This window comes from Streptomyces sp. GESEQ-35 (assembly GCF_017948485.1).
In the GTDB taxonomy this organism is placed as follows: Bacteria; Actinomycetota; Actinomycetes; order Streptomycetales; family Streptomycetaceae; genus Streptomyces.
On the sequence record NZ_JAFFSX010000027.1, the window covers coordinates 120256 to 133710 of the forward strand.

The 13455-nt window shown below is 70.7% G+C and carries 9 protein-coding genes; 3 read left to right on the forward strand and 6 right to left on the reverse strand.

From position 1 onward, the window contains the following. Window positions 1-17: 17 nt before the first annotated feature. Together KCH87_RS38015 and KCH87_RS38020 are read left to right on the forward strand one after the other, a co-directional pair. Window positions 18-995 (forward strand): N-acetylglucosamine kinase, encoded by a 978-nt coding sequence (locus KCH87_RS38015; protein ID WP_210592428.1) that lies wholly within the window; start codon window positions 18-20, stop codon window positions 993-995. Beyond that, window positions 992-3196, forward strand: coding sequence for a glycoside hydrolase family 3 N-terminal domain-containing protein (locus KCH87_RS38020; RefSeq protein WP_308299015.1), 2205 nt, complete (start codon window positions 992-994; stop codon window positions 3194-3196). The genes KCH87_RS38015 and KCH87_RS38020 overlap by 4 nt, the downstream gene beginning before the upstream one ends. Here KCH87_RS38020 and KCH87_RS38025 read toward each other — a convergent pair. The 6 genes from KCH87_RS38025 to KCH87_RS38050 all read right to left on the reverse strand — a co-directional run bounded on the left by KCH87_RS38025 (window position 3176) and on the right by KCH87_RS38050 (window position 12462). Further along, window positions 3176-4060 (reverse strand): carbohydrate ABC transporter permease, encoded by an 885-nt coding sequence (locus KCH87_RS38025; RefSeq protein ID WP_210592429.1) that lies wholly within the window; start codon window positions 4058-4060, stop codon window positions 3176-3178. The genes KCH87_RS38020 and KCH87_RS38025 overlap by 21 nt on opposite strands. Continuing rightward, the gene (locus KCH87_RS38030; RefSeq protein WP_210592430.1) at window positions 4057-5064 is read right to left on the reverse strand and encodes a carbohydrate ABC transporter permease; all 1008 of its coding nucleotides are present in this window, start codon (window positions 5062-5064) and stop codon (window positions 4057-4059) included. The genes KCH87_RS38025 and KCH87_RS38030 overlap by 4 nt, the downstream gene beginning before the upstream one ends. A 2-nt stretch (window positions 5065-5066) precedes the next feature. Beyond that, complete coding sequence (locus tag KCH87_RS38035; RefSeq protein ID WP_210592431.1) at window positions 5067-6437, reverse strand: extracellular solute-binding protein; 1371 nt, start codon at window positions 6435-6437, stop codon at window positions 5067-5069. 140 nt (window positions 6438-6577) lie between these two features. Beyond that, window positions 6578-7246, reverse strand: a complete 669-nt coding sequence (locus KCH87_RS38040) for a peptidyl-prolyl cis-trans isomerase (protein WP_210592432.1) — start codon at window positions 7244-7246, stop codon at window positions 6578-6580. Continuing rightward, window positions 7243-11469, reverse strand: a complete 4227-nt coding sequence (locus KCH87_RS38045) for an NEW3 domain-containing protein (protein WP_210592433.1) — start codon at window positions 11467-11469, stop codon at window positions 7243-7245. Before KCH87_RS38045 ends, KCH87_RS38040 begins: the two co-directional genes overlap by 4 nt. Window positions 11470-11577: 108 nt before the next feature. Further along, window positions 11578-12462: a MurR/RpiR family transcriptional regulator gene (locus KCH87_RS38050; RefSeq protein WP_210592434.1), complete on the reverse strand. Its 885-nt coding sequence runs from the start codon at window positions 12460-12462 to the stop codon at window positions 11578-11580. Between the two features lie 159 nt (window positions 12463-12621). Here KCH87_RS38050 and KCH87_RS38055 point away from each other — a divergent pair, with 159 nt between their 5' ends. Continuing rightward, window positions 12622-13386 (forward strand): sugar isomerase domain-containing protein, encoded by a 765-nt coding sequence (locus KCH87_RS38055; protein WP_210592435.1) that lies wholly within the window; start codon window positions 12622-12624, stop codon window positions 13384-13386. Window positions 13387-13455 lie beyond the last annotated feature (69 nt).

Consider the following 13455-nt stretch of genomic DNA (forward strand, 5'->3'; position numbering starts at 1 on the left):
AACCACCATGGTCGGCGATGAGCAATAATTTGAACCAGCATCTCGTGGTCGGCCTGGACGCCGGCGGCACCAGGACGCGCGCCGTCCTGGCGTCCGCCCGCGACGGTCTGCCGCAGGGCGAGGGCACCGGCGGACCGGGCAACGCCCTCACCGTTCCCGTGCCGGAACTCACCGAGCACCTGGCCGAGGCCGTCGCCCAGGCGGTGCCGGAGGCCCTGCGTGCCCGGGTCGGGGCCGTCGCGGGCGGCTTCGCCGGCGCCTCGCGGACCGCCACCGACGAGCCCGGGCGGCTCAGGGCGCAGTCCGCCCTCACCGCAGCGCTGGGGCAGCTGGGCATCGCCGCGGTGTCGGTCGAGATCTACAGCGACATCGAGGCCGCGTTCGCCTCCGCCCCGGGCTTCCCCGCCGACGGCCTCGCCCTGGTCGCCGGCACCGGCGCGGTCGCGGCCCGGATCACCGGACGCCGCTGCATCGCGACCGCGGGCGGCGACGGCTGGCTGCTCGGCGATGACGGCAGCGGCTTCTGGATCGGCCGCAGCGCTGTCCGGGCCGCCCTGCGCATGGCCGACGGGCGCGGCAGCCCGACCCTGCTGGCCGCCGCGATCGGGCGGGAACTGGGCCTGCCGGACGAGGTGCTCCCGTACGGCGACGAGGAGTGGACCCGGGAGCAGTGCGAGGTCTACCGCATGCACGTCCTGCCCGCCGTCATGGCGCGGCCACCCGTGCAGCTCGCCCGCCTCGCCCCCTTGGTAGTGGAGGCGGCCGGCGAAAAGGACGCCGTCGCCGAGGCGATCCTCCAGGCGGCGGCCGACCAACTGACCCACACGCTGGGCGCGTTGGAGCCGCGCCGGAGCGAGCGGATCGTCGTCACCGGAGGGCTGATTGATTCGCTGCTGACATCCCTGACCGACCGGTTGCCCGGCTTCACGGTCGACCAGGTTGCCGACGGCTGCCCCGGAGCAGTCGCCCTCGCCCGACTGGGGCACGGACGGTGACGACGTACCGAGACCCGTCCGCCCCCGTCGACGCCCGCGTCCGCGACCTGCTCGCCCGTATGACGCTGCGGGAAAAGGCCGGTCAGCTCAACCAGCGCATGTACGGCTGGGACGCCTACCGCCGCACCCCCGACGGCGCCTTCGAACTCACCGACGCCCTGCACGCCGAGACCGAGCGCTTCGCCGGACTCGGCGCCCTCTACGGATTGCTGCGCGCCGACGCCTGGTCCGGCGTCGACCACACGACCGGTGCCGGTGCCGCCGACAGCGCGGAACTCGCCGATCTGGTGCAGCGGCACGTCGTCGAGGCCAGCCGACTCGGCATCCCCGCACTGTTCGTCGAGGAGGTGCCGCACGGCCACATGGCCCTGGACGGCACGGTCTTCCCGGTCAACCTGGCCGTCGGCGCCACCTGGCACCCCGAACTGTACGAGCGTGCCGCCGCCCACGCCGCCGCCGAACTGCGCGCCCGCGGCGGCCATGTCGCCCTCGTCTCCGCGCTGGACATCGCCCGCGACCCCCGCTGGGGCCGCACCGAGGAGTGCTTCGGCGAGGACCCGTACCTCGCCGCCCGCCTCACCGAGGCACTCGTCCGCGGCATGCAGGGCCAGGGAGAACGCTTCGCCGCCGACCGGGCCCCCGTCGTCCTCAAGCACTTCGCCGGACAGGGCGCCACCGTCGGGGGACGCAACTCGGCCGAGTCCGAACTCGGGCAGCGAGAACTCCACGAGATCCACCTCCCCGCCGCCCGTGCCGGAATCCGCGCCGGAGCCGCCGCCGTCATGGCCGCGTACAACGAGGTCGACGGCCTGCCCTGTGCCGGAAACCGTCCGCTGCTCCACGGACTCCTGCGCGAACGCTGGGGGTTCGAGGGGCTGGTCATGGCGGACGGACTCGCGGTGGACCGGCTCGCCCGGATCACCGGCGACAAGGTCTCCGCGGGAGCCCTCGCCCTCAACGCCGGGGTCGACCTGAGCCTGTGGGACGAAGGCTTCACACACCTGGAGGAAGCGGTCGAGCGGGGACTGGTGAGCGTGGAGGCACTGGACGCCGCCGTCGCGCGAGTCCTGCGCCTGAAGTTCCGGCTCGGGCTGTTCGAACAGCCCTACCCGTCAAGGCAGTTGGCGCCATCGGACGGCCGCCGGCTCAGCACCGCCCTCGCCCGGTCCGCCATCACCCTCCTCCACAACGACGCCGACGTCCTGCCCGTCCGCCCCACGGTCTCCCGTATCGCCGTGCTGGGCCCGCACGCCGCCACCAGCGCCCACCAACTCGGCGACTACACCGCCCCGCAGCGCCCCGGCACGGGAACGAGCGTGCTCGACGGCCTGCGCCGCCTCGCCCCGCCCGGCCTCGACCTCCGCCACGCCCGCGGCTGCGCCCTCACCGGCGACGACCTGTCGGGCATCCCCGAGGCGGTCGCCGCGGCCGCCGCCTCCGACCTGGCCGTGCTGGTGCTGGGCGGCAGCAGTGCCCGCACCCCCGACACCGAGTTCGCCGCCAACGGCGCCGCCCTGACGGCGGTCTCCGAGATGACCTGCGGCGAAGGCGCCGACCTCGCGGGACTGCGGCTCGGCGCAGCCCAGCACGCCCTGTTGGACGCCGTCGTCGCGACCGGTACTCCCACGGTGGTCGTCCTGATCCAGGGCCGTCCGCATGCCGTCCCCGAGGCCGGACGTGCGGCGGCCCTGCTCACCGCCTGGTACCCGGGCCCCTGGGGCGGCGACGCCATCGCCGAGGTGCTGCTCGGGCTCGCGGAGCCGAGCGGTCGGCTCCCCGTCTCCGTCCCGCGCTCGGCCGCCCAACTCCCCGTCCACTACAACCACAAGGACACCGAGTACGGCGGGTACGTGGACGAAAGCGCCGAGCCGCTCTACTCCTTCGGGCACGGGCTGTCGTACACGAGCTTCGAGTACGGCGCACCGCGCCTGTCAGGGCGGACGGTCGAGGTCGACGTCACCAATACCGGGGACCGGTACGGGCGTACGGTCGTGCAGGTCTATGTGAGACGCCTGATCACGTCCGTCTGGCCGCGCACCCTCGAACTGTGTGCGTTCGAGGGTGTGGGCCTTGCGCCGGGCGAGCGCCGTACGGTCAGACTGGCCCTCGGTGCCGACCTGACGGGCGCCGTCGAGATCCGCGTCGCCGAGTCGTCGCGGGCTGCGCTGAGAGCCGTACCGCTAGAGCTTCACTGCTCCTGACGACACACCCTTGTAGAACCACCGCTGGGTGATCACGAACAGCACCAGTACCGGGATGACGGAGATCACCGACCCGGCCATGACCATCCGCTGGTCGTAGCCGAAAGACGAGCTCTGAAGCCGGGAAAGCCCCAGCGTCAGAGTCATGTTGCTCTCCGAGCGCAGCACGATCAGCGGCCACAGGAAGTCGTCCCAGGCGCTGATGAAGGTGTTGATGACGACCACCAGGATCGCGCCCCACGCGGACGGCAGATACAGGTGTCTGAAGCGCTGCCACTCGTTCGCGCCGTCGAGCATGGCCGAGTCCTCGATCTCGCGCGGTACCGCCAGGAACGCCGCGCGCATCAGCAGGACGTTGATGGCGCCGACGAAGCCGGGCAGCCACACGCCCGCCAGGCTGTCGACGAGCCCCAGGTCGCGGATGCTCAGGAACAGCGACACCATGATCGACTCGAAGGGGAACATCATCGAGGCGACCAGCACCACCCAGACCGCCTTGCGGCCCTTCCAGCCGGGCTTGGAGAGCATGTAGCCGGCCGTGGTGGAGAACACCAGCTGGCTGGTGACCGACAGGACGACCACGATCATGCTGTTCCGGATGTACGTGCCCACCGGGACCTGCTCGAAGACGGTCCGGTAGGCCCGCAGGGTCGGGTCGTGCGGAAGCAGGGTCGCGTTCGCCCCGAAGACGTCCTCACCCGTGCTCTTCAGCGAGGCCAGCAACTGCCACAGCAGCGGCCCGACGGTGAGACCGAGTACGAGGAACAACAGCAGGTAGCGGACGACCAGTTCCCGGGGGCGGCCGTAGTCCCGCCAGCGCGGCAGCAGGCGCCGACGCTTGGCCGAAACAGCGGTCGTCGTCATGCGTCGTCCTCCTTCGTCAGGCGCTGCGCCAGCAGGGTCAGCCCCAGCGTCAGCAGGAACAGGGCCACGCTGACGGCCGAGCCGTAACCGGCGTTGCCGGTGATCGGGTCCAGGCCCACGTCCCGGATGTAGAAGGGCAGGGTGCGGTCGGCGCCGCCGGGGCCGCCGGTGGAGCTGCCGAGCATGTAGATCTCGGTGAACACCCGCAGCGAGCCGATGCCGGTGAGCGTGCCGACGAGCATCATGGCCTGCCGGACGCCCGGCATGGTGATGTGCCAGAAGCGGCGGATCGCGCCGGCGCCGTCCATGGCCGCCGCCTCGTGCAGTTCCTTGGGCACGTTCCCGAGGGCGGCCAGGTAGAAGATCATGTACCAGCCGAGCCCCTTCCACAGCGTCAGGCCCATCGCGGACAGCAGGATCAGCCATGGGTCGGACAGGAAGGGGATGGCGTCCCGGATCAGATGGGCCTTCTCCAGCCAGGTGTTGACCAGCCCGTCGTCGGCCAGCAGCCACTGCCAGCTCAGGCCCACGACCACGCTGGAGGCGAGGACGGGCGTGTAGAAGGCAGAGCGGAAGAAGCCGATGCCCGGCAGGTTCTTCTCCACCAGGACGGCCAGCATCAACGGCAGCAGCACCATCAGCGGTACGACGATCAACGCGTACAGGATGCTGTTGCGGGTCGCCAGCCAGAAGTCGGAGTCGTCCAGCATCCGCGTGTAGTTGTCCAGCCCGACGAAGCCCGCGGCGCCGCCGAGCGGTTTGGCATCGGTGAACGACAGCAGGAGGGTGTTGAGGAACGGGAACACTCCGAAGACCACCGCGCAGCCGATCGCGGGAGCGGTCCACAGCCAGGGCAGCCACCAACGGCGGTACATGGCCGCTCCGTTGGCACCGGGAGCGGGCCCGGGCAGCAGGGCCCGGAGCCGGGAGGGGTTCGCGCCCGGCGCGGAGTCCGTGCGCTCCGCACCGGGCACGGACACCGGCTTCGTGATCTGCGTCGCCACCGTCAGCCTGCCTGCTTCAGCAGCTCGTCGACCTTGTCCTGGGCGTCCTTGACGGCCTGTTCGGGGCTCTTCTTGCCCTGCATGGCCAGCTGCACCTGGCCCACGATGGCGTTCTGCGCGGCCGTGGAGAGGTTGGTCTGGTAGGCGGTGGCCGTCTTGAGCTGCTCGGCGACGAGCTTGCGGGCCTCGGAGAACGGGTCGTCACCGCTGACCTGCTGGAAGAACGGGTCGTCCAGCGAGGCCGTGGTCGTCGGGAAGATCACCACGCTCGGGTCCTTGCACCAGGCCGTCTGGTTCTCGGCGTTGGTGAGGAACTTCGCGAACGCCAGCGCCGTGGGCGCGTTCTTGCTGGTCGCGGCGGCCGCTATGTACTGCGGGGCACCCGTGGTATGGCCGAGCGCGTCGAAGGGTTGCTGACCGACGCCGGTCTTCGCGTAGATCGACGGGCTGTTCTGCTTCACGAAGCGCACGAAGCTCGGGTTCGTCGAACCGTAGGCGACCTTGCCCTGGCTGTAGAGCGTGGAGGGGTCGTTGCTGGAGGACAGCGAGTCCTTCGGCATGGCGCCCTCCTTGTACAGCTTCGCCATCCACTCGACCCACTGCACGGTCCGCGGATCGTCGGCGAAGACGGCGGACTTGCCGTCGGCGGAGAGCGTCTTGATGTTCATCTGGTCCCAGTCGGCCGGGATCCGCCACACCGGGTTGGCCATCGTCGCGTAGTACTTGCCGTCGGCCGCCTCGGCGATCTTCTCGTAGTCGGCGAACAGCCCGAACAGGGACGTCGGGGGCTTCGCAGGGTCGATGCCTGCCTTCCTCAACAGGTCGGTGTTGTACGTCAGGAGGACGCCGCCGGTGTACCAGGGCAGCACGCTGTGCACCGAGGTGCCCGAGGAATCCTTCATGGTGCTGGACTTCCAGAACGCCGGGACGAACGGCTCGGCCGCGTCGGGGTCCTTGACGCCCAGGTTCAGCAGATAGCCGGCCTTGGTGAGGGCGGTCGCGGTGGGGGAGTCGACGTTGATCACGTCCGGCAGGGTGCAGGCCTGGGCATCGGCGACGGTGCGCTGGTTGAAAGTCGCGTCGCCGGGGTCGTCGATCCACTTGACCGAGGCGTCGGGGTGGGCCTTCTCGAACGCCTCGATCACTCCGTTGAAGAAGTCCCCGAAGTCTTTCTTGAGGTTGGTCGTCTGGAAGGTGATCTGGCCCTTGACCTCGCCGGAGAGCTTTCCCGATCCGATGTTTCCCTTGTCGACCGAACAGCCGCCCGCGGTGGCGCCCCCGTCGTCGGAGCCGCCGGACAGGCCGCAGCCGGCGGCGGTGAGGATCAGGGCGACGAGCCCCGCAACGGATCCGGTCAGTCTTGTAGCGCGCATCGCTGCCCTCCTGCGACCAGCAAGCTGCTGGTTCAATTAACCAACTTCGACTCCGATTGATGAAAAGGTGGACCAGAATTCATCGGAGGTCAATGGGTTGCCATGTTGCTTTTAGGTTCCGCCGGTGTTGAGTTGGGCGGTCAGTGCCGGTGCTCGTGGTCCGGATGGGAGGGGTCGCCGGGGTGCTCGTGGCCTTCTGCGTACTCCACGCCGGCGCGCGCCCGGTCGAACCAGTCGAAGAAGGCCCGTCGCCCTGCCGCGCGCCCCAGTTCGCGTGCGATGTCGTCGCGGACGCGCGCGTACGGCAGGACATCCTCCGGCGCCGTCGTGCCGAACGGGTCGACGCCGCGTCGCAATGCCTCCGGTGTGAGGAAACGGTCCCGGTTGCGGGCGTAATAGTCCCGCAGTGCCTCCTCCGGTACCTGTTGCTCGGCCTCCAGTTGGGCGAGCAGGGTGCGTGCGGCCGGGGAGTGGGCGAGCGTTGTTGCGACGATGCTGCCGAGGTCGGCGACGTCTGGCTCGGCCACGGTGAGCACGCGCGTCGGTGATGCCTCCTCGGGGGGCGTCAACCCCCGTTCCTTGCATGCCCTGCGGGCCAGCTCGTCCGCGACGACCACCTGGGTCGCCCAGCGTCGTCGTTGTCGTTCGTCTGCGGATTCGTTGTGGCTGGTCGCGCCCACGCGGCGGAGCCGCATATCGACACTGCCCGCGCCCCTAAAGGGCGCTGTCGAACCGGAGATCGCCAAGAAGGCGTTCACCCGCTGCTTCGGGAGCACTTCGCCGTGCACTAGAGCCGCGTGTTCCGTCATGGGGTTACCTCCAGCTCCACCGCCTCCGTATAGGCCACGCAGCCGTGCCACGCGATCTTTGCCATCAGCCAGTACGAGCCCGGCGGCATCGCCGCGCCGTCCACCTCGATCACGCATTCCAGATGCTCCCCGGCGGCCACCGTGAAGCCCTGGCAGCCGGGGGTGACTCCGGACCAGGTTCCCCAGGAGGACACGGCCCACAGGGTTCCGTTGACGGGCCCGCGGGTGGTGTTGTGTACGGTCACCGGAACTCGGACGCGTTCACCGCGATGTACGACGACCCGCTCAACGCCCAGGTCGGACACGAGAGTTGGACCCGGACGGACGCCCGGTACATCGAGGGCCACGACATCCTCGTACACCTGTCCGCCGTGCGACAGCCGGGCCGCGAGCCAGTGCCGTCCCGGCTCGGCGTCGGGTGGCGGTGTCACCGTGACCTCGGTGAGGGTGAACCCGCCGGGGCCCAGTGTGTACGGCAGTTCGGCGGGTGTGGTCGACCAGCCGGGCGGTACGTGCAGGGTCACGGTGCCCCATGCGGGCGCGTCGGTGAGTTCCGAGCCGATCCGGACGGTTGCCGTGACGGGGCCGGTGGCGGTGAGTGCGGTGGGTGAGAGGTAGACCGAGACCGGCATGTTGCCGCGGGGGGCGGGGCCGGAGTTGTGGAGCCAGTAGCGGGTGTGGATCGGCTGGGCGGGCTCGTGGGCGGCGATGGAGGGGCCGCCGGATGTCCGGGCGGCAGTGGCCTTGGCCAGGACCGTGGCGACCTCGAAGCCGGTGAGGTCCAGGTCGAGACCTCCTTCGCCGTCCGGTGTCAGGGGTTCGCCCGGCGTCTCGAGTACGTTCGCCCGCGCGCCTTCCGTCCAGTCGCGTGGCCCCTCCACGCGCGCGTGCACCGGCCGTCCGTTGACCTCGTGCATCCGCACGACGACTCCGCGCCCCGGGTCCGCAGGTGCCGCGCTGCCCCGGGCGAGCGGGGAGCCGAGCGGTTTGAGTGCGTCGAGGAGCACCTCGCCCGCGGGTTCGAGGGAGAGGAGCGTCGCCTTCCTCGGTATCCCGGGTTCGTCGGAGGACCGGCGGATGCGCGCGGTGAGCGGGTGGTTGAACTCATGCCCGGCACGTGGCAGCCCCAGCTCACGCCAGTCGCCCTCACCCGCGACGACGGCGTACTGGAACGTGTGGGACCAGCGCTGGAGTTGGAACGCCGAGCCGTCGGGGGTGGTGCGGCGCGGTGGGTCGATCCAGATGCCGGACGGCCAGCCCGTGCAGGAACGCATCAGGGACATGTAGAGGTCGCCGGAGGCGGTGACCACGCAGCCCGGCGTGCCCCGATTGAGGACCGCGAAGCCGTGCCCGTCCCAGGTGTCGCCCGGCGGCAGTGCCTCGCCGCCGCCCGCGGCCGTGGCCTGTACGACCGCGTCGTCCAGGTCGGCGATCAGGGCGTCGACCGCCTTGGCGTCGTCCTCGGGGCGGGCGCCCGCCACCACGAGCAGCGGCAGCCGTTCGAGGTCGCGCAGGTCCGCTCCGGGCACCCACTCCTCGCGCAGCCCGGCACGCGGCGCCACCCACACGACCGCGACCCCCCGCTCGGCCAGCTGTCGCCGCAACTCGCGCCCGGCGGCGGGATCCCAGCCGAGGGCCTCGGCGGCCAGGGAGTTGCGGTCGGGGCCGCCGACGGCGATCCGGATGTCGGGCAGGTTGGAGTCCACCTCCAGGTCCCCGTACCGAGGCCCGTCCGCGATCGTCGACGTCGCGGTGACACCGGCACGCACGAGGGCCGCCGCGAACGGGGTGCCCAGCTCCCCGGCCTCGTCCCAGTCCGCGTACACCAGCTCGGCGACCCCGATCGACCGATGCCCGATGAACCGTCCCGTGTCGTCGCTCAGCGCGACCCGTGCGGTGGACCCCAGGCCGAACCACGTGTTCGCCGGGTTGTCCAGCGTCCATGGGAACCGCTCGCTGTCCACCTCCACGAACCCGAAGCCCCGCCCGATCACGGCATCCGCCACCTCGTGCACCGGCAGCCCGCCCTGGACGTTCGACGGCCAGCGGACCCGGATGAGCCGGTCGGCGCCGTCGTACCCGTCGATGGTGGTGGACACGTCCAGCCGGTCGACGCCCTTCCACAGCAACAGCCGCTGCGTGTAGCGGAAGAGGCCGAGGTCGGCGCTGACGGTGATCCGCGACCCCGCGGGGGACTGCTCGACTTCGATGCCGGCGCGTACGTCCCGGCTGCGGGCGGCGGTGGTACCGGTCGGGGTGAGATGCCAGGGGCCTTCACCGAAGCGGGGGTGCCTCGGGTACTCCTCCTGGACGACGAGTTCGTTGCCGATGTCGCCGGGGCGCAGCAGCTCCCGGCCGCCCTCGGTCAGTGCGCGCAGGCTGCTGACGGCGCCGCCGCGCGCGGGGTCGACCGTCACCTCGTAGAACTCGTTGCGAATGGTGGTGCCTTCGCGGCTGGTCCACCCGGGCACCGTGCCCTCGGCGAGAGGGAGCGCCTTGAGGCCCATGCCGGGCAACTCCGGTACGACGATGTGCAGTTGGCCGTCCTCGCGTACCGCAGGCAGGGGCCGGCCGGTGTCGTCCAAGGGGATCAGCCCGGGATCCCCGACCGTAAGTACATCCCTTCGCTCCCAGGTCGCCGAGTTGAAGACGACCAGGTCCGTCGCCTCGCCGGGCGTCACGGCGTCGGCGAGGGCCTGCGTCGCGTCGGCGTGCACGGTCTCGGCGAGGTCGTACAACTCCCGCCAGCCGGTGAGCAGATCGATGTAGACCTGGTCGGACTCGGAGCCGGTGATGGCGTCGTGATGGGCGCCGTAGACGAGCTGCCGCCACGCCTTGTCCAGGGCGGCGTCCGGATAGGGCCGCCCGGTGATGAGCGAGGCGAGCGTCGCCCAGGCCTCGGCGTCGGCGAGCAGCGTCTCGCCGTACCGCTGGGCCTGCTTGGTGTCGATGTAGGAGACGTCCTTGCCGGTGTAGACGGGGTTCATGTCCCGCGTCTGCGGCGAGGCCTTCCGTCCCTCCGCCGCCAACTCGGCCCGCACGGCGGCGAAGAAGTCGCGCGGCACGGCGCTGATGAAGCGCGGCCAGACGTAACGGGCGTTCCAGTCCCGGTGGATGTCCATGACCCAGCGGCACGGCGGGGCGTAGTCGCCGCCGACCGGGAGCAGGACGTTGCGGGTGAGCGCGACCTTCTTGAGCCCCTGGAAGAGCTTGTACGCGGCCGTTTCCGCCTCCGGCAGCGTGGGCGCGTTGTCGATCGCCCAGCCGGCGCCGTAGTGGTTGACCATGTACGCCGTGAGGAGCCCGCGCCCGGACGGGGCGATCCAGCTGAACTCGGCCGGGAACTGCATCCGTCCGGGATCCCGGGGCTCCTCGCCGAACACGGAGAGGGTCGGTCCCCACTGATGGAACGGCCCACGCGCCCAGGAACTGGAGGAGATCCCCGCGTCCGCCATGAGCCCTGGGAACTGCGGATCGTGCCCGAAGGCGTCCAGCTGCCAGGCCGTCTCGGGGGAGGCCCCGAGAATCCCGCGCTGGAAGCCGTCGCCGTAGACCGCGTTGCGGATGGTCGCTTCCGCACCGGTGAGATTGGTGTTGGGCTCGTTGTAGGTGCCGCCCATGATCTCGATCCGCCCGGTGCGCAGCAACTGCCGTAGAAATGCGCGCTCTTCGGGGAAGGCGTCCCAGTAGGGCTTGAGGTAGTCGACCTCGGCGAGCACGAAGGTGTACGCCGGATCGCGCCGCGCCAGATCGCAGTGGGCCCGCACGAGACTCATCCCGGACTGGCCGCGTGAGTCGAAGGTGCGGGCCGGGAGTCCGGTCGTCGCCGGGTCGTCGGCCACGTCCCAGGTCTCGGTGTAGGCGGCCTGGGTGTTCCACCAGACGGGGTCGTAGTGGAAGTGGCTGACCATGAACATGGTCCAGCCGGACTCCGCCACCGTGAACTCGGCGGTGTGCCGCGCCAGTTGGTCTCCGTCGGTGGCGGTCACCGTGATCTCGCGACGGTCGCCGGGCGCGAGGCCGTCGGTGGTCACGGGTATCTCGACGCGTACGGTGCCGTCCTCGCCGACGGTGGCGAGCGCCTCCCCGCTCACGTCCGCACCCGCTACGGCGAGGCGGACCGGCCTGCCAGGGACGTGCTCGACCCCGGCGCTCACCACCTGGTGCGGCTGCTCGACAGTACCGACGAAAAGTTCGGTCGACTCGACGATGAGGACGCGCATGGGGCTCCTACGAGTGCTCGGCGGAGCCCCATCCTGGCACCGAGGGGATGATTCAAACAACCATCCTTATGTTTTCTCGGTGGTTCATCCATGCAGAGTCGATCGCGCTCAGCGGGTGCGCCGGGACTTCACCGCATGCTGCGGAGTGATGTGGTCGGTCAGCGCCAGGGAGGCGCTCGCCCGCTGGTAGGAGAGCTGGGCGACCCGGACGTACAGACAGTCGATGAGGAGCAGGGCGGAGTGCCGGCTGCCGATGCTCTCGGTGCGGAAGCTGGTCTCCGAGGGGGAGATGATGAGCCGGATGTCGGCGGCCTTGGCGAGCGGGGAACGGGGGTCGGAGGTGACCGCCACCGTGGTGGCGCCGCGCTCCTTGGCCAGCTCGAACGGCTCGATGGTCTCCCGGGTCGCCCCGGAGTGCGAGATACCGATGGCGACGTCCGCCGGGGTGAGCAGGGCGGCGGAGGTGGCCGCGGCGTGCACCTCGGTCCAGCCGCGCACCGCGCAGCCGATGCGGAACAGCCGGGTCTCGGTCTCCTGTGCCAGGGCCCCGCTGCCGCCGACGCCGTACACGTCGATACGGCGCGCACGGGCGGTGGCCTGGGCCGCGCGCTCGACGGCGTCGAGGTCGATCCGGTCGATGGTCTGCTGGACCGCGCGCAGGTCCGCGGTGCCGACGACCTGCACGACCCGTTCCAGGCTGTCGTCGGGGGAGATGTCGGGGCCGATCTCGGCGGTGCCCCAGTCGGAGACCTCGCCGCGGCCGCGCTCCTGGGCGAGTTCGATCAGCAGATGCTGGTAGGAGTCGAGCCCGATGGCCCGGCAGAAACGGGTCACCGTCGCCTGGGAGGTGCCGGTGCGGCGGCCCAGCTCGGCGGCCGAGCAGTGGGTGACGGCGGCCGGATCCTCCAGGATCAGCTCGCCGACCTTCCGCAGCGAGCCGGCCAGCCGGGGCAGCTCGGTGCGGATCAGTGTGGTGACGTCCGTCGGAGGCATGCGAAGAAGGTATCAGCCACCCTTGATGGCACGATTTGAATTGCAGGACCCATCGACGGGCCGGCGGGGCGCTCGTTGCCCGCGGCCCGGGGGGTGTGATTTATTGATTCACCTGTGGTGTTGTGTGAGGTGGTTCAATCCACCGGTGGGGAGTGTCCCGTGTCCGTCGAGTCCGTGAACGCCAACGGCTTCGCCCGCGAGAGTATGACCGTCCTCGACCGCATCACCGAGTCCGCCCGCGGCGAGGTGACGCGCGCCGCCGAACTGATCGCCGCATGCGTGCGCTCGGACGGCGTCATCCAGGCCTTCGGCACCGGCCACTCCCAGGCCATCGTCCTCGAACTCGCGGGCCGCGCCGGGGGGTTGGTACCCACGAACCGGCTGAGCATCGCCGACCTCGTCCTCTACGGCGGTGACGCGCCGAGCGTCCTCGACGACCCGCTCCTGGAGCGCCGGGCAGGAGTCGCCCAGCGGCTCTACGACCTCGCCGCCCCCCGCCCCCAGGACCTCTTCGTCATCATCTCCAACTCCGGCGTCAACAACGTAGTCGTGGAGATGGCCCTGCACGCCAGGGAACAAGGCCACCGCCTCCTCGCCATCACCTCCCTCTCCCACACCCGGGCCGTCCCCGCCGCCCACCCGAGCGGCAAGAAGCTCGCCGACCTCGCCGACGTCGTCCTCGACAACGCGGCCCCGCGCGGCGACGCCCTCCTCGAACTCCCCGGCGGCGGCGCCGTGTGCGCCCTGTCCACCCTCACCGGCGTGATGCTGGTCCAGATGGCGGTCGCAGAGGCGGCGGCACTCCTCCTCGCCTCCGGCGACCGCCCACCGGTGTACGTCTCGGCGAACGTGCCCGGCGGCTTCGAGGGCAACCTGGAGCTGGAGAAGCGGTACGCCGGACGGATCCGACGCACCGCGAGCTGAAGCCTTGAGCGGTTCGGCAGCGCCCGCAGGGGCGCGGGGAACTGCGCGACCAGCCACGACGGCGCCGCA